Source organism: Brenneria sp. g21c3, assembly GCF_040240345.1.
GTDB lineage: Bacteria > Pseudomonadota > Gammaproteobacteria > Enterobacterales > Enterobacteriaceae > Brenneria.
Genome location: NZ_JBEIAB010000015.1, coordinates 88726 through 107385, shown reverse-complemented (window position 1 = coordinate 107385; position 18660 = coordinate 88726). Strand labels below are relative to the sequence as shown.

16 protein-coding genes, 1 tRNA gene and 2 rRNA genes are annotated in these 18660 nt (G+C 54.3%); 7 read left to right on the top strand and 12 right to left on the bottom strand.

From position 1 onward, the window contains the following. From rrf (ABRZ28_RS18930) to rrf (ABRZ28_RS18920), 3 genes are all read left to right on the top strand, one after another. Positions 1 to 110, top strand: a 5S ribosomal RNA gene (rrf, locus tag ABRZ28_RS18930); the annotation flags it as partial. A gap of 174 nt (positions 111 to 284) precedes the next feature. After that, positions 285 to 360 (top strand) — tRNA-Thr (locus ABRZ28_RS18925). A 37-nt stretch (positions 361 to 397) separates the two neighbouring features. After that, positions 398 to 513 (top strand): 5S ribosomal RNA (gene rrf, locus ABRZ28_RS18920). 157 nt (positions 514 to 670) lie between these two features. Here rrf (ABRZ28_RS18920) and pssA read toward each other — a convergent pair. The 4 genes from pssA to trxC form a co-directional block, all read right to left on the bottom strand. Beyond that, positions 671 to 2026 (bottom strand): CDP-diacylglycerol--serine O-phosphatidyltransferase, encoded by a 1356-nt coding sequence (gene pssA / locus ABRZ28_RS18915; protein ID WP_319605472.1) that lies wholly within the window; start codon positions 2024 to 2026, stop codon positions 671 to 673. Positions 2027 to 2192: 166 nt separating this feature from the next. Further along, on the bottom strand, positions 2193 to 4841 hold the full coding sequence (locus tag ABRZ28_RS18910) for a bifunctional acetate--CoA ligase family protein/GNAT family N-acetyltransferase (protein WP_319605473.1): 2649 nt from the start codon (positions 4839 to 4841) through the stop codon (positions 2193 to 2195). 49 nt (positions 4842 to 4890) lie between these two features. Beyond that, complete coding sequence (locus ABRZ28_RS18905) at positions 4891 to 5589, bottom strand: tRNA-uridine aminocarboxypropyltransferase (protein ID WP_330521138.1); 699 nt, start codon at positions 5587 to 5589, stop codon at positions 4891 to 4893. Positions 5590 to 5772: 183 nt separating this feature from the next. Then, positions 5773 to 6192 carry a thioredoxin TrxC gene (gene trxC / locus ABRZ28_RS18900; RefSeq protein WP_319605475.1) on the bottom strand — a complete coding sequence of 140 codons (420 nt, stop codon included), beginning with the start codon at positions 6190 to 6192 and terminating at the stop codon, positions 5773 to 5775. A gap of 269 nt (positions 6193 to 6461) precedes the next feature. Between trxC and ABRZ28_RS18895 the strand changes: the two genes are divergently transcribed. Together ABRZ28_RS18895 and ABRZ28_RS18890 are read left to right on the top strand one after the other, a co-directional pair. Next, entirely contained in the window at positions 6462 to 7604 is a 1143-nt protein-coding gene (locus tag ABRZ28_RS18895; protein WP_319605476.1) for a tRNA/rRNA methyltransferase, read from the top strand. Positions 7605 to 7718: 114 nt separating this feature from the next. Then, positions 7719 to 8150, top strand: coding sequence for a DUF3574 domain-containing protein (locus tag ABRZ28_RS18890; protein WP_319605477.1), 432 nt, complete (start codon positions 7719 to 7721; stop codon positions 8148 to 8150). 84 nt (positions 8151 to 8234) lie between these two features. Here ABRZ28_RS18890 and emrB read toward each other — a convergent pair whose 3' ends face one another. From emrB to ABRZ28_RS18850, 8 genes are all read right to left on the bottom strand, one after another. Further along, positions 8235 to 9770 carry a multidrug efflux MFS transporter permease subunit EmrB gene (gene emrB / locus ABRZ28_RS18885; RefSeq protein WP_330521137.1) on the bottom strand — a complete coding sequence of 512 codons (1536 nt, stop codon included), beginning with the start codon at positions 9768 to 9770 and terminating at the stop codon, positions 8235 to 8237. A gap of 17 nt (positions 9771 to 9787) precedes the next feature. Further along, positions 9788 to 10963, bottom strand: coding sequence for a multidrug efflux MFS transporter periplasmic adaptor subunit EmrA (emrA, locus tag ABRZ28_RS18880; protein ID WP_330521136.1), 1176 nt, complete (start codon positions 10961 to 10963; stop codon positions 9788 to 9790). Between the two features lie 251 nt (positions 10964 to 11214). Further along, positions 11215 to 11730, bottom strand: a complete 516-nt coding sequence (gene mprA / locus ABRZ28_RS18875; RefSeq protein WP_319605480.1) for a transcriptional repressor MprA — start codon at positions 11728 to 11730, stop codon at positions 11215 to 11217. Positions 11731 to 12003: 273 nt separating this feature from the next. Continuing rightward, a complete protein-coding gene (proX, locus tag ABRZ28_RS18870; RefSeq protein ID WP_330521135.1) occupies positions 12004 to 13008 on the bottom strand; it encodes a glycine betaine/L-proline ABC transporter substrate-binding protein ProX in 1005 nt (334 codons plus the stop codon). Positions 13009 to 13139: 131 nt separating this feature from the next. Continuing rightward, complete coding sequence (gene proX / locus ABRZ28_RS18865) at positions 13140 to 14144, bottom strand: glycine betaine/L-proline ABC transporter substrate-binding protein ProX (RefSeq protein ID WP_319605482.1); 1005 nt, start codon at positions 14142 to 14144, stop codon at positions 13140 to 13142. A 102-nt stretch (positions 14145 to 14246) separates the two neighbouring features. Further along, positions 14247 to 15449 (bottom strand): glycine betaine/L-proline ABC transporter permease ProW, encoded by a 1203-nt coding sequence (gene proW, locus ABRZ28_RS18860; protein WP_319605483.1) that lies wholly within the window; start codon positions 15447 to 15449, stop codon positions 14247 to 14249. Next, the gene (gene proV / locus ABRZ28_RS18855; protein WP_319605484.1) at positions 15442 to 16644 is read right to left on the bottom strand and encodes a glycine betaine/L-proline ABC transporter ATP-binding protein ProV; all 1203 of its coding nucleotides are present in this window, start codon (positions 16642 to 16644) and stop codon (positions 15442 to 15444) included. The genes proW and proV overlap by 8 nt, the downstream gene beginning before the upstream one ends. Further along, positions 16623 to 16913, bottom strand: a complete 291-nt coding sequence (locus tag ABRZ28_RS18850) for a hypothetical protein (protein ID WP_319605485.1) — start codon at positions 16911 to 16913, stop codon at positions 16623 to 16625. The genes proV and ABRZ28_RS18850 overlap by 22 nt, the downstream gene beginning before the upstream one ends. A 656-nt stretch (positions 16914 to 17569) precedes the next feature. On the opposite strand from ABRZ28_RS18850, the gene ABRZ28_RS18845 reads away from it, so the two are divergent. Both ABRZ28_RS18845 and aroL read left to right on the top strand, forming a co-directional pair. Then, entirely contained in the window at positions 17570 to 17926 is a 357-nt protein-coding gene (locus ABRZ28_RS18845) for a YdiL family protein (protein ID WP_319605486.1), read from the top strand. A gap of 12 nt (positions 17927 to 17938) precedes the next feature. Further along, positions 17939 to 18499 (top strand): shikimate kinase AroL, encoded by a 561-nt coding sequence (gene aroL, locus ABRZ28_RS18840; protein WP_330521134.1) that lies wholly within the window; start codon positions 17939 to 17941, stop codon positions 18497 to 18499. Positions 18500 to 18660: the final 161 nt, after the last annotated feature.

The window sequence follows — 18660 nt, the reverse complement described above, 5'->3', positions numbered from 1 at the left end:
GGCGATAGCGCGGTGGTCCCACCTGACCCCATGCCGAACTCAGCAGTGAAACGCCGTAGCGCCGATGGTAGTGTGGGGTCTCCCCATGTGAGAGTAGGGAACTGCCAGGCATCAAATTAGAAGTAGCGGTGAAATCCAACGGGCAGTTCGCTACTCGATAGAGAGTAGGAAAAAAGCCGAAGGCTTTTAAACGTTGCGCAGCAACGGCCCGTAGGGTGAATCATGAAATGATTCATAAACTGCCAAGCATCAATTTATGTAGTATGCATCAAATAACTCGGTGCGCTGATATGGCTCAGTTGGTAGAGCGCACCCTTGGTAAGGGTGAGGTCCCCAGTTCGACTCTGGGTATCAGCACCAGATTTATGGGTTAAAGTTTCGGTTTAAAAAGAATTTACCTGGCGGCGATAGCGCGGTGGTCCCACCTGACCCCATGCCGAACTCAGCAGTGAAACGCCGTAGCGCCGATGGTAGTGTGGGGTCTCCCCATGTGAGAGTAGGGAACTGCCAGGTATCCAATAAAGCAAAAGGCCCAGTCTTGCGACTGGGCCTTTTGCTTTATTTGGTCTTCGTCGGTGAAGTATGCCTCAGGCGCTCCCCCGAAGTATTCCCAGTGCTAACTCGAACGCAGGGGAAATACCTGAGGGATAGGTTTGCAGTCGCGGGGAAATTAAAGGATACGGCTGATAAGTCGATCTATGCGGATGCGGCGTAAGCGGCGGATGAGCTTGCGTACTTTTACCGGATATTGCGCGATACTTTCCAGCTCCATGTAACTAGCCACTACCTGCGTGTGTTGTTTGATGTGTTCCAATTCCTGTAAACGTTGCGCCAGCAACGCTTTGTCAGGATCGTGGATGAGAATGGCGTTTTCCAGATCCAGACGCCAGGCGCGCGGATTGAGATTGTTACCTGTCAGTAATTGCCACTCATCATCGACCCACATACCTTTCAGGTGAAAGCTGTTATCGCCATCCTTCCATAAGCGAACGACAAGCTGTTGATTATCAATATAACGCTGCAAGCGGCTCAGGAAGCGGCGCAGGTTGATTTCATAAAGGTAAGGCAGGGCGCCAATGATCTTAAATGGCTGATCTTGCGGAATATAAAAATCATTTGCGGTTTTATCGCCAATAATGATTTCGACTTTTTTCCCTTCCCGCAACAGCCGGATGATATTTCTGACCAGCAGGGCTGGCAGATTAAAATACGGCGTACACATCACCAGATGATCATCCGTGCAGTACATCAAGTGATGAATGGTTTTATTCAGCGGACTTTTCTTGCCTAGCCCCACTAACGGCGTAACGGTCAACCGATCGTTCACCTCACCACAGTCAGGCGTATGGTAGGTCGCCGTACGCAGTGATTGCCGAAATTGCCGGGTTTCGTTTTTGATTTCCAGGCTTTTAGGACGATCGCTTCGATCCAAGCGATGTATCGCCGCTGCTGACAGGATATTTTGAATATACTGAGCCATGGTATCGGCCAGTATTGCATTACGAATGACCTGATAACGGTCATAGCGGTATTTATCATGTTGATGCAGATAGACGTCGTTCAGGCTTGCGCCGCTGTATATGACGGCGTCGTCAATAATAAAGCCTTTCAGATGCAGGACGCCCAGCGCCTCGCGCGTATTAACGGGGACGCCATAGATGGGAAATTGCGTATCGGCGTATTTTTCCGCCATATCGCAATACCAATCGGCATTGGTATTTTCCGCCGCGGCGCCAATTCTTCCGCGCTGCGCGCGATGCCAGTCAACCAATATGCGAACATCCAGTTCGGGGCATTGCCGTTTGGCTTCATATACCGCAGATAAAATCCCCATACCGCCATCGTCATGTTCCAGATATAACGCCACCAGATAAATACGCTTTCTGGCATTCAGAATGGCATTCACCAGCGTAGTACGGAAGAGTTCAGGGGTGTGGAGTGTCTGAACGTCATCAGCTGTCTGAGGGATTTTGGGTAGTTCTGCAAGGTGTTGTTGGTATTTATTGCGTTTAAGTTTTGACAACATCACAGTGCGTTTCTTCTCTCATCAGTGTATGACCGGCTGGTCATCATCAAAAATTAAGGAATAGCCGAATCGGGCGATAATACCATTACTTCCCGCCGTTGTGAGCAAGTTTTGACTTTGATGGCCAGAACGTCTCTTGATGCGGGAACTATATCACGTATGGCGATTAAACTTTCAGCGGCAATTCGAGCGTGACGATGCCCTCTTCTAATTGAACATCGACATTAAAGCCCAGTCTCTTCGCCAGCGTAATCATCCCCTGATTATTCGGCATGGTGATCCCATTCAATTGCCCCAGCCCATGCGATCTTGCGTAGCGGATCAGTTTTTCCAGCAGGCGTCTGCCCAGTCCCAGTCCTTTTAAATCGGAACGCACCAGAACGGCGAACTCCGCATGAATATTATCCGCATCGGAGATGGCTCTGGTCACGCCAATAATTTCGTCGCCGTTTTCCGTCTGGCGTACGGCGACGAACGCCATCTCCCTATCGTAATCAATCTGCGTCATATAGGCGAAATCTTCGTGATTAAATTCACTAATTTCGCTGAAATAACGATAATACAGATCTTCTTTCGTGACTTTGCCGATGAATTCGCTCAGTAGCGGTTCGTCTTCGGGCAGGATGGGGCGGAACAGGCAGGCGGCGTTATCTTTCAGCATAACGGTTTCTTCCAGATCCTGCGGATAAGGCCGGATAGCCAGTCTTGACTGTGGGTCGCCGCTAAACGGCGCGAGACCGAGCGTAACGTCGAGCAGGGTGAATTCATCGCCGGCGGCCAGCAGAGGGTGAATGTCCAGCCGGGATATTTCCGGACAGTCGAGGATCAGATTGGAAACCTGCACCAGCAATTGGCTAAGCGCCGAAATATCTAAAGGATGCAGCGCACCGCGGTCATGAATTTTCCCTTCTTTCAGCGCCTGTCGCACCAGATAACGGGCCAGCGTCATATTTAACGGCGGCAGCGCGACGGCAGCCTGGCTCTTATGCCACTCAACGCCGCCGTCCCCTAACATAATCAATGGTCCGAATACCGGATCTTGTTCGACGGCCACCCGCAGCTCCTGAGCGCCGGCCCGGTTTGCCATGCGCTGCACCAGCAAGCCGTGAATACGCGCCTGCGGATAGGTTTGCCTGACGCGATCGAGGATTGCCTCCGCCGCCTGCTGAACTTCTGTGGCGCTACGCAGATAGAGCATGACGCCCTGAACGTCAGATTTATGCGCAATATCCGGCGATCGCAGCTTAATGGCGACCGGATAACCGATCTGTTCGGCGATGTGAACCGCTTCGGCGCTGTCATTGGCAATCCAGGTCGGCAGCGTGTTTAAAGCGTAAGCCTGAAGGATGGGGCGCACTTCGTGGGTATCTAACTGGGTATTGCCGTCGGCCAGCGCTTGTTGAATAAGCTCATGCGCCTGAGCGGTATTGCCCGATAAATCCGCTGACAGCACGGGTGTTTCCATCAACTGCCTCTGGTTACGCCGATACTCGACCATGTGCATAAATGCCGTCACGGCGCCTTCAGGCGTGCGGTAGGTGGGGATGCCGGCGCGGTTAAAGAGGCGGCGGGCTTCCTGCGAGGAAAATTCGCCGGACCAGTTGGTCAGCAGCGTCATGCGTTTGCCGCGCGGATGTTGCTGAAAAAGGTTGATCAATTGCGCGGCGTTTTCGGTGCCTGGCGCCGCGGCGCTGGGCGAATAGAGGATAAGAAGCGCGTCAACGTCATCGCTATCCAGTAAAACGGCAACCGCCGCCAGATAATGTTCAACCGTCGCCTCGTCGCGCAGATTAAGTGGATTGCCGATCGTGACGTGCTCCGGCAAGGTCGTTCGCAGCGCCTGTCGCGTGGTTTCGCCGAGTACCGTCAGTTTCCCTTGTCTGCTCAACAGCCGATCGAGAGCCTGTGCCGCCGGCGAGGCGCCATTACTGATTAGCAGTAAACGCTCCCCGCGCAATGGGCGCAAATGGCTGAGCGTTTCCACCGCCGAGAACAGCTCATGGGTATCGCGTACCCGCAGCAGGCCAGCGCGTTGAATGGCGGCGTCGTAGGCCGCATCCAGCCCCTGCCGTCGCTCGCTAAGCAATTGTTGCGCCTGTGGGCTGCGTCCGCTTTTGATCACCAGGATGGGTTTGTTCCTTGCGGCGCTGCGGGCGGAGGAGAGAAAACGGCGGGCGTCGCTGATATGTTCAAGGTGCAACAGAATGGCCTGGGTCTTGCCGTCACGGGCGAGGAAGTCCAGCAGGTCGTCAACATCAATATCTAGGTTATCGCCCAGCGCAATAAAATAAGAGAAGCCGATTCCCCGTTGTTGAGCCCAGTCCAGGATGGTATTGGATACGGCGGCGGATTGAGAAATAAACGCCAGCTTGCCCTTCATGATGGGAATCGGGGAGAAGCTGGCGTTGAATCCTTGCCAGGGCGCGAGCACGCCGAGGCTGTTCGGACCCAGAAATCGTATGTTATGGCGAAGCGCGCAGGCTTTTAACTCGCTGAATTGAGAAGGCGGAGCAGAGAGAATAATCACGGTTTTACAACCGGATTGCCCTATCTCTTCCAGCAACGCCAGATTGCGGCTGGCGTTGGTGCAAAGGATGGTCAGATCGGGCGTGAGCGGTAAGCTGGCCACGTTCGGATAGGCCAGAATGCCGCAGACGGCGCGATATTTGGGCGTAACGGGCAGGATCGGCCCGTTGAAGCTGCCGTCCAGCAAATTGCGCATCAACAGAAATCCCGCTCGTCCCGGCTTTTCCGACGCGCCTAAAACCGCTATCGACCTCGGACGCAATAGTGCTTCCAACCCGCGCTGGCTCATAAGTCACCTTGTTAGGAAAGACTATTTGATATTAAGCGCTTTTCACCGATTATGCTGTGATGGCTGGTGGCATTTCCCGCAAGGTATGATGCGACTTGCCGGCCAGATAATGCCGGCGAAAGCGATCGAAATGGCTTGATAACGCCTCCGCGGCGGCCTTATCGCCGGCTTGCCCGAGTAAGGCAATGGCAATCTCCGCCGTGCAATGCCGGCTGGCGTCGCCGGCTTCCCGCAGTTGGTAACGGGAAAGCGCGTCGACGGTCAGCGACAGTATCGGCAGTCCATCCAGATAAGGACTCTTGCGGAACATTTTCCGCGCTTCCGGCCAGGTGCCGTCCAGCAAGATGAATAAAGGGGGCTTTCCTTGCGGGGGTAATTGCCGGAAGATCTGACGTCCTGCTTCGCGATCATCGGCCAGAAAAACCAGATAGGGTTGATAATCCGGGTGGCGGAGGGCGGCCAGCAGTTGGGGATCCGGCGATGTGCGCGACCAGAGAAAGGCCTGGGTATCCGGCAGGATATCGGCGATCAGCCGCCCGGTGTTGCTTGGCTTCAACGGTTCGGTGTCAAACATCACTAAACAAAAACGGCTACGAGCATCGTGCGGCTGAATGGTGTGACACAGGCAGTTTGTCGCCGGCAGCAGACAACGCTGACAGCGCGCAACGCGGCAGCCGCGGGCGCGGAAAGGCTTGGTAGACTGCTCAAGACGTTGCTGACGCAGACGAAGAACGGCGTTGTTAATCATGAAATGAGATCATCGCATTCGGCCAAGAGTCTGTGTAGGCTGCGCAGCTAAGGCGTTCGGCACAGGCAGATTCTGAAAGGCGCCATTCTAATCGACATGTGGTCAGAGCAAAAGGCCCGGCGTCATAATACGCCGGGATCGCGCCGGTTGCAGGCGAGTTTCCCGCAACGCAAACCCCAGGGGTTACAATGATTCATCCAGCCAGCCTTCGAAAGGCGTTTTCGGCAGCGCGCCATTGAGCATATCGACCAGTTTTCCCTGTTTAAACAGCATGATCGTCGGGATGGTGCGGATACGATAGCGTGTGCTGAGCGCGGGCTCTGATTCGGTATTAACCTTAACAAAGCGTATTTTTTCGCCGCGTTCCTGTGCGACACTGGCGAATACGGGGGCGAAGCTGACGCAGGGACCGCACCAGGGAGCCCAGAAGTCGACGACAACCGGCAGATCATCCTGTAGCAGTTTATCCAGCGTCTGTTCGGTAGCATTGATCACCTCGCCCGTGAACAGGGGATCTCCGCAATTGCCGCAATTCGGGTGGTCGTCAATTCGTTCTTCAGGCAGACGGTTTGTAGTGTGGCAAGATGCGCATACCGTGTTCATAACGAGGCCTCAGGTCAAGGGGACTTAAACGTGCGCTGTCGATAAGAACTGTTGCGGGCAGGCGGTGCGCGTCGGCAACATGTTAAATAATCAGCGCATATATTAAACAATATGTTACTAATTGGTTGGTTAAGTATGGCGAGCAGACCTGCCGTCAACAACGTGGTTTACTCAATAGCTACGATAGTTTTTGGCTTTTGCCACAAGCGGGTAGCTAAGCGGCTGTACATAAGGTAATCTTCGCGCCCAGCGCGTAGGTGGAGATAACGATGAGCGATTCATTCAATAGTAAGAGCGGCAAAGTCCGCGTGATGTACGTCCGTAGCGATGACGAGGGCGATAAAGAGAACAAAAACAAGCGTCCGGCTGGTAAAGAGCGTCGTAGTGAAGGTGGTCGCGGCCGGCGTGACGATGCGGGTTCTCGTGATAAACCTCAGCATCCGCGCGATACCAATCCGCGTTATGCCCGGGAAAATCCTTCTCGCGATGGCGAGAAAAGCCCGTGGGGCAAAAATCGCGATGGCGAACGCGCAGAGCGTCCGCGCCGTCCGCGCGCGGAAGGCCGCGATAATAACGACTCGCCGTGGAAAACCGTTTCCCGCGCGCCGGGTGAAGAGACTGAGTTCGATCATGGCGGGATCAGCGGTAAAAGCCAGATCGATCCGGCGCAATTGCGTCGTCAGCGTCAGGAAGAAACGCGGGTTTATGGCGAAAATGCCTGTCACGCATTGTTTAAGAGCCGCCCGGATTCCATTGTCCGCGCCTGGTTTTTACAGGAAGTGACGCCGCGTTTTCGTGAAGCGCTGCGCTGGATGGCCGCTAACCGCAAAGCCTATCATGTCGTCGATGATGATGAGCTGAGCAAAGCCTCCGGCACAGAGCATCATGGCGGCGTTTGTTTCCTGATCAAAAAGCGTCAGGGGATGGATGTTCATGAGTATCTGAAAACGGCTGGCGAGCGCGATTGCGTACTGGCACTGCAAGATGCCGGCAATCCGCACAACCTTGGCGGCATTATGCGAAGCTGCGCGCACTTTGGCGTAAACGGCCTGTTGGTGCAGGATGCGACGATGTTGGAGTCCGGCGCCGCGGTGCGTACGGCTGAAGGCGGCGCCGAGCATGTTAACGCGATTAATGCCGACGATCCGGTTGCGGTATTTGATGCATTCCGCAAGGCCGGGTATACCATTGTGACGACGTCCAGTCACAAAGGCACGGCGTTGTCGAAAACCACCTTTCCGGCCAAAAGCGTGATTGTTCTGGGGCAGGAAGGCGACGGTCTGTCGGATAGCGCCTGGCTACAGGGGGATACCAATATCTCGATTGACGGGACCGGTCAGGTTGAAAGTCTGAATATTTCCGTTGCGACGGGCATTTTGTTGTCTGAATGGTGGCGGCAGAATAAAGTCTAATATCATCCAGCGTTAGTCTTAGGTTTTAATAAAACATCAGCGCAGGCTCCCTGCGCTGATGTTTCGTTTTTGACAGCCGATATGTCGTTAAAATTCAAAAGGGAGAAATACTGAATGACGCGGAAACCCTCCATTTACTTCGTGGCGTCGCTGTTGCTGGGAGCATTCTTTACGAGCGGTTGCGCGCCCTCGTTGCAGACGACCGATGCGTCCTACCGTTGCCATCTCGGCGATGAGTCGGTGCAAACCACCCTTTATTTCGGTCTGAGCCGTCCGGCCGGTCCGCCGGTTTCCGCTGCCGAGTGGCAAGCCTTTGTCGATAGCGTCGTCACGCCGCGTTTTAAAGCCGGGCTGACGGTCTTTGATGCCCAGGGACAGTGGCTGGGCGACAATGGCGCGGTGGTGCGGGAAAACAGCAAGGCATTGCTGCTTATTCACGGGGCAGAACAGGAAAGCGATATCGAAGCGCTGCGCGCGGAATATAAAGCGCGCTTTGCGCAGGAATCCGTGATGCGGGTTGACGCTCCGGCGTGCGTCGCCTTCTAAGCGTCCCGCCCGTTCTTCCCGGCACGGGACCGATAACGATAAGCCGGATTCGCGTTCCCGCCGACGCGTCGGCGGGAACACGGTTCAGTGCGCGCCGCCGCCGCTTCCGGAAGTAAAGGGCGGACGGGCAAACCATACCAGCACCAACAGCAGCAGAAATACCCCGGCCGCCGCCCAGAAAATCTCATTGGCGGAAATAATCAGTCCCTGCGCGGTAATTTCGCTCGCAATATAAGAAGAGGCCTGCGACTGGCTCATTCCCAGCGTCTGCTGTAGCTGCTGATAGGTTTCCTGAGCCAGCGGATTATAGGGCGTTACCGATTCTGTCAGATGCGCGTGGTGCAATGACTCGCGCTGCGCCCACAGCGTTGTGGTAATGGAGGTGCCGATAGAGCCGGCCAGCGTCCGGGTGAAGTTGGACAGGCTGGATGCCGCGGCCATCCGCTCCGGCGGCAGTCCCGACAGCGTAATGGTGGTCAGCGGCATAAAGAAGCAGGCGACGGCGAAACCCTGTACGAACTGCGGCCAGGCCGAAGCGCCGAAGTCCATGCCCGGTTCAAAGGTATAGGCGCGCCAGTAAAAGCAGACGGCGTACATAATGAAGCTGAATGTCACCAACTGCCGCATATCCAGACGCGGGGCGAAGCGGCCGATAATCGGCGACAGCACCACGGGCATTAAGCCGACCGGCGCGGACGCCAGCCCGGCCCAGGTGGCGGTGTAGCCATAGACCTCCTGTAATAATTGCGGCAGCAGGACGATAGCGCCGAAATAAAACATATAGGCCAGGCTGAGGCATAAACAGCCGATGGTGAAATTGCGCGATTTAAACAGTGATAAATCCACCACCGGATGGTCGTCGGTCAACTCCCAGACGATTAAAAACGTCAGCGTGATGACGGCAACAACGGTGAGGATAATGATCTCGTTGGAGTTAAACCAATCCAGCTCCTTACCCCGATCCAGCATCATCTGGAGGCAACCGATACCGACGATCAGTAAAGCCAGCCCCACGGTATCGATGGGCTTGATTTCGGTTTTGGTTTCCCGCCCCCGCAGTGTCTGCAAGGTGATGACCACCACCGCCACGCCCAGCGGGACGTTGATAAAGAAGATCCAGCCCCAGTGGTAATTGTCGCTAATCCAGCCTCCGAGAATCGGCCCGCAAATCGGCGCGACCACCACGGTCATCGACCACAGCGCCAGCGCAATGCTTCGTCTGGCGGGAGGATAGTTGTTTAACAGCAAACTCTGCGACAGCGGGATCAGCGGCCCGGCGACAATCCCCTGTAGAACACGGGAAAAGATCAGCATTTCCAGGCTGGTGGACATCCCGCACATCCAGGAGGTGAAGGCAAACAGGGCGGTGGACAATAGAAAAAGGCGAACTTCGCCAAAACGTTTGGCCAACCAGCCCGTGATGGGAATCGAAATGGCGTTGGCGACCCCGAAAGAGGTGATCACCCACGTTCCCTGCGAGTTGGACGCCCCCAGATTACCGGCAATGGTCGGAATCGCCACGTTGGCGATGGTCGAGTCCAGCACCTGCATAAACGTCGCCAACGACAGGGCGACGGTCATCCAGGCCAGACTGGCGCCTTTGAGCGGTTTTCTCTGCACGCTTCTCTCCTGACCGATTAGCTGGCGTTAGCTCGAATGATGTCGCTAATCATTTGGTTGACCGGTGCGAGATCCAGCGTCAGCGCATCGCTTGCATAAGCCGGGGCGCCGCGAGGCGTTTCCGATAACGCTTTACCCTTGGCGTCGGCGGTGTCGACGTTGACCAGCGCGGACAGGCCGATACGCAGCGGATGTTCGGCAATCTGTTGCGGATCCAGTTCAACGCGCACGGGCAAGCGTTGCACGACTTTTATCCAGTTGCCGGTGGCGTTCTGCGCCGGAAGCAGCGAGAACGCGCTACCGGTACCCATATCCAGCCCCACGACCTTGCCTTGATAAACGACGTCATCGCCGTAGATGTCCGCGACGACAGTGGCGGGCTGGCCGATGCGCATATTGGCCAACTGAGTTTCTTTGAAGTTGGCGTCAACCCACAGATGATCGGCGGGTACGACGGCCATGAGCGCGGACGTCGTCGATATCCTGGCGCCGACCTGCACGCTGCGGCGCGATACATAACCATTGACCGGACTCACGATTTTTGTCCGCTGCAACGCCAGCCAGGCATCGCGCATTGCCGCCGCCGCCTGTTGGATCGTCGGCTGTTGTTCCAATGGCGTGTCCAGAATCATGGCCTGATTAGCCTGATATTGTTGCCTGGCCACTTCCAGCGAGGCCTTGGCGCTGGCTACCGCATCGCGCGCGTGCTGGACTTCTTCACGACCGATGGCATTGGCCTGCCCCAGGGTTTCGCGGCGGTTCAAATCACTCTGCGCCTGGCTCAGTTGGATTTGAAGCAGCTCGATATTGGCCTGGTACTGTTTGCTGTTAATCATTAACTGATGCGTCTGACGTACGCTATTGGCCAGCGCGGTCTGGGTGCGCTCAAAAGACTGCTGGGCGTCGGTCGGATCCAGCTCAACCAGAATATCGCCCTGTTTAACGAAATCGGTGTTGTCGACATTCACGCGCGTGACGCTCCCCGTCACTTGCGCCATCACCTGAATCTGATTACCGGCGACGTAGGCATCATCGGTGCTCTGGTGGTGTCTGAGAACCAGGAACCAATAAACAAACCAAATGCAGCCGAGCACGATAAAGACCAGCGTTAACAGCGTCAGCACGCGTTTACGCTGTTTCTTCTTGTTTCGTTTTACTGGCTGCGGCGCCTGCGTTTCCACATTTTCACTCATGGTGTTCTCTCTTTATCCTCTTTTTGCCCGCTATCACATCATTTGAGCACGCTGTAACAAATCTACGCTTCGCGTCGATCCGCAGGTGACAGGCAAATAGAGTCAGTCTGGTCTTATTATTAAGCGAGAAAATGACAGGTTACTGAAAAGTAAACCGACATTGTTCGCAGTAAACATTTGTGTTCCGATGACGAGGGCACAGGAAAACGTCAGGTACAATGAGGATTGTATTTATTATTAGCATCAAGCAATTAAAAAAATTCGGCTTGTTCCATCTCATCGAGTCGGGCCAACAGCTTTCTCATCAGCGTTTCAAGCTGCTTTTGCTCATCGCCGCTGAGCGTGGACCAGAGAAAATGAAGGCTTTTATGCTGCGGGGGAAGCAACTGGTTAAGGAAAGTCTTGCCTTCTTCCGTCATATGCAGGTGCAGACAGCGTCGATCGCTGCTGCTTTCGCGTCTTTCAATCCAGCCTCTTTTTTCCAGCTCATCGGCAATACGCGTGGCGTTGGTCCGTGACGATCCCAACGCGGCGCTGAGTTCCGAAGGCTGAATGCTGTGAGACTCCTGTGATTCCAGCGTGATAAGCGCCATAAATAAGGTTTCATTAATGCCTTGTTCTTTCAATATCTTATTTCTGTGCTCAAGAATTTTACTTTGCATGTGCATACATAAACGCAACAACAAAACTTCCTGATAGGGGAAATCGGGTTTACGTGAAACACGCAGGCTCAGCATTTTCTCTATTGGAGTAAACGAACTATCCATTTTTTATATAACCTCATTAATCACGGTATGTATAGTAACGAAAGTTACTAATTGGGTAAACGGTATCAGTCAGACAAATTTAATTATTCTGTGACAGAAAGTAAGCGATAGGGACGTCGAACATCGAAGGAAGTACCGCTATTCATTAATAGGGTAGTTCATGCGCGGCATTAGAGAATAACGGAGTGAAGGAAATCGGAATCAGTTGATTATTAAGTCGTCATAAAAGGCAAAAAGGCGGCAAAAGCCGCCTTGAGGTTCACGAGTAATGACTTATTTTGCCGCTTCAGCCGCGGTTTTCACCCAGCCGTCAAACAGCTGCTGGTGAGCCTTGATCCAGCCGTTGGCGTGACGCTCGATATCCTGTTCGGAATTTTCGCCGTTATGCATACGCTGGTTTTGCGCATTCACATCGGCCAGCGGCAGTTTCATGATGGAGAACAGCTTGGCCGCGGCGGGATTCTTCTCCGCCCAGACTTTATTGGCGGCGATTCTCACGTTATTGACCGGAAAGCCGTAGTCGGCGCCGTTGGGCAACTTGGTGCTGATGCCTTGCTGAGAGCCCGGCAGGGAAGAGAAGGGAACCTGTAGCCATACCACGTCACGGCCGGGAACCAGCACGTCGCTGACCCAATACGGCGTCCAGGTGTAATACAGAATGGGTTTGCCCTGTTTATAACGCGTGATGGTATCGGCGATCATGGCGGAGTAATTGCCCTGATTATGGGTAACCGTTTTGCTCAGGTCATAGGTTTGCACCTGGTGGTTAATCACCGCCTCGCAGCCCCAGCCGGGGTTACAGCCGGTCAGATCGGCCTTGCCGTCGCCGTTAGCGTCAAACAGTTTGGCTATCTGAGGGTCTTTCAACTGGCCGAGGTTGGTGATCTTATACTGTTCGGCGGTCTTTTTATCAATCAGGTAACCCTGCGCCGCGCCGGCAATATAGACGCCCTGACGGTAGAATTTGGCGTCGCCGCCGGCGGCCTGATATTGGTCGGCGTGCAGCGGATCCCAGTTAGAGGCCATAAAGGTCGCATCGCCGCTCGCGACAGAGGCGAAAGCCACATTATAATCCACTTCGCTGATAGGTTTTACGTCGTAGCCCAGTTTCTCCAGCGCTTTGTTGACCAGCACGGTCTGGAAGACTTCTTCGGAGATGGTGCTCTGCAACGGCGTGACCGTCACGCCTTTACCCGGCAGTTCGGTATCGGCGGCGAAAAGCGGCGCGCTCAGCAGCGCGGTGGTCAGGGCCGTGGCCCAAATTTTGGTTTTGCACATAGTTATTCCCTCTTTTCTTACTCTGGTCGCGTAGATTTACTTTGTTGAACAGGAAAGACGTTTTCGGTCAGGGAGGGTAAAAGGCGGTTTCCACCGCCTTTTCGAGAGTGGTAGACGTTCGGCGTCAGCGCTTACTTGGCCGCTTCGGCCGCGGTTTTCACCCAGCCGTCAAACACCTGCTGGTGAGCCTTGATCCAGCCGTTGGCGTGGCGCTCGATATCGCGTTCGGAATTTTCGCCGTTATGCATACGCAGGTTTTGCGCATTCACGTCGGCCAGCGGCAGTCTCATGATGGAGAACAGCTTGGCCGCGGCGGGATTCTTCTCCGCCCAGGCTTTATTGGCGGCGATTCTCACGTTATTGACCGGGAAGCCGTAGTCGGCCCCGTTGGGCAACTTGGTGCTGGTGCCTTGCTGCTCGCCCGGCAGGGAAGAGAAGGGAACCTGTAGCCATACTACGTCACGGCCGGGAACCAGCACGTCGTTGATCCAATACGGCGTCCAGGTGTAATACAGAATGGGTTTGCCCTCTCTGTAACGCGTGATGGTATCGGCGAGCATGGCGGCGTAATTGCCCTGATTATGGGTAACCGTTTTGCTCAGGTCATAGGCTTGCACATGGTGGTTAATTACCGCCTCGCAGCCCCAGCCGGGATTACAGCCGGTCAGATCGGCCTTGCCGTCGCTGTTGGTGTCGAACAGCTTGGCGATGTTGGGATCTTTCAACTGCGAGACGTTGGTGATTTTGTACTGCTGAGCGGTTTTTTTATCGATCAGGTAACCCTGCGCCGCGCCGGCGACATAGACGCCCTGACGGTAGAATTTGGCGTCGCCGCCGGCGGCCTGATATTGGTCTGCTTGCAGCGGATCCCAATTGACGGCGAGGTAGGTGGCGTCGCCGCCCGCAATAGAGGCGTAAGCCACGTTATAATCCACTTCGCGGATAGGCTGTACGTCGTAGCCCAGTTTCTCCAGCGCTTTGTTGACCAGCACCGTCTGGAAGGCCTCTTCGGCGATGGTGCTCTGCAACGGCGTGACCGTCACGCCTTTGCCCGGCAGGTCGGTATCGGCGGCGAAAAGCGGCGTGCTCAACAGCGCGGTGGTCAGGGTCGCGGCCCAAATTTTAGTCTTGCACATAGTTATTCCCTCGTTCCTGTTTCAGTCGCGCAGGTTTTATCGTATTGATTTCGTCGATGGTTCCCCGTCGCCGGGCCAGAGCCGGCAACGGGCGCCTTGCGGTTATTTTTTGATGAAAGGGCGGGTCGCCAGGCCGATGGGGCCGGTGGCATACCAGCGCTTGTTGCCTTTGCTGCGTTTGTCGCGGCCCAGCGATTGGGTCAGGCGGTCAAGGATGATGGCCAGAATAACGATACCCACGCCGCCGACCGCCGCCAGACCCATATCCAGACGACCGATGCCGCGCAGCACCATTTGACCTAACCCGCCCACGGCGATCATCGAGGCGATGACCACCATCGACAGCGCCAGCATGAGCGTCTGGTTCACGCCGGCCATGATGGTCGGCATCGCCAGCGGCAACTGAACCTTAAACAGCATCTGGCGGGGGCTGGCGCCAAAGGATTCGGCGGCCTCGATCAGATCTTCCGGCACCTGGCGGATCCCCAGAATGGTCAGACGAATAATCGGCGGCAGCGCAAAGATGATGGTCACCACCACGCCCGGCACGTTGCCGATACCGAACAACATGACGATCGGCACCAGATAGACGAACGCGGGGGTGGTCTGCATCGCATCCAGCAACGGCCGAATGACCTTGGCCGCCCGTTCGCTGCGCGCCAGCCAGATCCCTATCGGCAGCCCGATCAAGATGCAGAAGAACAAGGCGGTCAGCACCAACGCCAGGGTGACCATCGCCTGCGACCATGCGCCAATGGCGCCGATGGCAATCAGTGAGATCAATGTGGCGACGCCCATGCCGAGACTGGACATCTGCCAGGCGATCAGCGAGAACAGCACAATGGCGACCGGCGCCGGCATACCGAGCAGAAACTGTTGAAAACCGCTCAGGATGAAATCGACCGGGACGCGAATGCCTTGAAACAGCGGCCTGAAATTTCCGACGACCCAGTCAATGCCGTTGGTTACCCAGCGATCGAGCGGAATCAGCGTATCTTTGAACGGATCGAGCAAGCTGAAATGTTCAGGCTCGGCCGGCGGGGCGCTGCTTAGCCAGTCGCTGCCGGCCGGGGCGGCATCGGTCGGGGCCGTGTTCCAGGCGTCCGCGCCGTTGGCGGGCGCATCCTGAGTCGTGGACCAGGGATCGCTCTGCGCGCCGGCATCCGGCGCCGGGGCGTTATCCGCCGGCGCGGCTTGCTGTTGCGTCGCCGCCCAGGGATCGTTTTGCGGCATATTTCCCTGCTGATCGGCGCTTTGCTGCGGCGCGTTATCATTTTCCCACGCATTAGGTGTTGATTTACTCATTGCTCACTCCTTCCTTATCCAGCGCCTGTAGCAGCATTCCTTTGGAAATGATGCCGATGTACTCATTGTTTTCACCGACCACAGGAACGGCGCAAGGTGCTTGCGCTACCTGAGAAATCAGATCGTTGAGCGACATATCGGCCGGCACGGGAACCGGATCGGATAACAGCGCGTGTTCCAGCGGCTGTTGTTCTTTCAAGGCCTGTTTGAGTGAATCGATAGAGACGACGCCAATAAATTTTTGGCCGCGTTCCAGCACATAACCGTAATCGCGATCTTCATCCTGAAGAATTTTCAGCGCCGAGCGCGGTCCGACGCCGGGCGTTTTACGGATAAGCGTCACCGGACGGCGGCGGGCGATATCCTTGGCGCTGAATACGTGGCTGATGTCCACGCCGCGGAAGAAGGTGCGCACGTAGTCATTGGCCGGATTATTCAGTATTTCGTCCGGGGTGCCGACCTGAATCACTTCGCCGCCATGCATAATGGCGATACGGTCGCCGATGCGCATGGCTTCATCCAGGTCGTGAGAAATAAAGACGATGGTGCGCTGGTTGCGCGATTGCAGCTTGACCAGTTCATCCTGCATTTCGGTGCGGATCAGCGGGTCGAGCGCGGAGAAGGCTTCGTCCATCAGCAGGATGTCGGGGTTGTTCGCCAACGCCCGCGCCAGCCCGACGCGCTGCCGCATCCCGCCGGACAGTTCATCCGGGTAGGACGAGGCGTAAGCCTCCAGACCGACCTGTTGCAGAGCGCTCAGCGCTTTCTGCTCGCGTTCTTCTTTCGCTATCCCCGCCAACTCCATGCCAAATGCGGTGTTGTTGAGGATATTCAGATGCGGCATCAGCGCAAACGACTGAAACACCATACTGATTTTCTTACGCCGCACGTCGCGCAGCGCTGCGTCGGATATTTGGGCAATATCTTCGCCATCAATCAGAACCTGACCGCGAGTAGGTTCTATCAGACGATTGAGAAGGCGTACCATGGTTGATTTGCCGGAACCGGATAATCCCATGATGACAAATATCTCGCCTTCTTCAATGGCCAGATTGGCGTCTTTTACACCGAGGGTAAGGCCCGTTTTTTCAAAAATCTGATCTTTGGTTAAGCCTTTATCGATCAGCTTGAATGCTCGGTTCGGATGCTCGCCAAATATTTTATAAAGGTTTTTTACTTCAAGTTTAATTGCCATGAAATGGTTGTTTTCCTATGGTCATTTATAATTCTATAACGTTTGTCCTGGTAATGATTAAACGCCCCATACCCTACCATAATCAGATTCTGAGACAACCCCTTGTCGGCTGAATCGATTTTAGCGACGCTGCGCAAATCGGGCCGATTTAACCCTATTATTTTCATGTGTTTGGATAGGCCGGGATCAATGCGTGTTGCTATTTCACGCCTTTTTTGTTCTTTTAAAACAAAGGGTTGTTGGTGATTTTCGGCATGTTTGTTTTTCATGGCAAATAAGCCTTTTTCGCTGGCGATAACTTGCTGATTATTGTTTGTTTTATCAATGAAAAAAGCTGGGATATAAAATCTATCTTCTGCGCGTCAAGCCGAATAATAGCCCGATTTTCGCGCAGGATAATTCACGCGAATCGTGATCGTAGCCTTATTTTTAGCAAAAGCAGGCGCACTGATTTTCAGGCGGAATTTGCCGTCTGACGCAGCGCTTGCCCCGGTAAATATCGGGCCTATGACGAGTGTGATGTAGTTAACATTATTACCCTTTTCCCGGGGATTATTTTCAGCAAATCAGGGGCTGAATATCAGCAAATAATAACCTGATATTTTACATGGTTAAACGGCGATGTTTTTTAGCCTGATAACGATATCGGGATCCTGTCCAGGAGGGCGGGCGACAACCTTATTGCGCCGGTGGCGCGTAGAGCAAAAACCAGCGGCGCATCCTCCGCGTTGCGGATCAATGTGGTTGGCGTGGGCGGAAGTCTGCGCGGGGACAATCGTCGCGATGTTATTTTAAGACGGCCATCATGACTTTTTTATAACAGCCTTGTCATTCGGCATTATTATGATAACGATCATTCTCCGTGGAAAAATAGAATGCTATTTAGTTAGCAACCCAGCCAAATTATTCCAGGAGTCGGCATATTATGAACCATTTGGAACTACAGGCTCTGCGCCAGCTTTTTTTTATGAGTATCGACGAAGCGGCATACTATATTGCGGGGGATAACGATACGGAAATGTGGCGAAAATGGGAAAAGGGAGAACAGGAAATACCTTCCGCCGTTAGCGAAACCCTGACGCTGATGAACAAAAAACGCAAAGAAAGGATTAGCGCCATCATTGAAAAGATAAATAATCGTATCGGGAATAACACTATGCGTTTTTTCCCCGATTATGACGCTTTTCGTTCGGTCTACACCGAAGAGGATTATTTAGCGTGGAAGATATACCAATCCGTGGCGGCCGAACTCTATTCCCATAATCTGGAAAGATTGTGCTGACAGGACAAATTCATGATCAATACCATCATACTTGTCGGCCCGCGCGCGTCAGGTAAAACCACGGTAGGAAAGATGCTGGCGGCCCGTTTAAAACTGAATTTCATTGATACGGACGAGGTGGTGCAGAAAAAAACCAACAAGACCATCGCGCAAATCGTCGATGAACAGGGGTGGGACAACTTTCGGACAATCGAAGGCCGGATATTGAAAGAAGTGACGCTATCTGGTTGCATCATCGCCACCGGCGGCGGGATGGTGATCGCGCAGGAGAACCGCAATTACATGAAAAACAAAGGTATTGTTTTTTATCTTGCGACATCGGTCGAGACGGTGGTCAGGCGCCTGCGCTCGGACCCGGCGGTGAGCCAGCGTCCCTCCCTGACGGGATTGTCGATTACCGAAGAGATTGGCGGCATTATCAACACACGCGATCCGCTCTATCAGGAAAGCGCTCATTTTGTGATTGACGCCAATAACGGCAAAGAGCAGGTCGCGCAGGAAATTAACGCCATTTACCATACCCTGTTGAACGATGCCGCGAATGATGCCGCGGCGATACCGCCCCGCCTTTAACAGAATAAGTTCATTTTCAGATAGGGATATTTCGGCAGAGAATAATGTTCTCTGCCGCCGTAATATTGCACGATTTGTCCTATATTTTGGATGCAAAATATGACCCGCGTCATAAAAATAAATAATATGCTTCCTTTGTCACAGGTTTTAAAAAAATAACC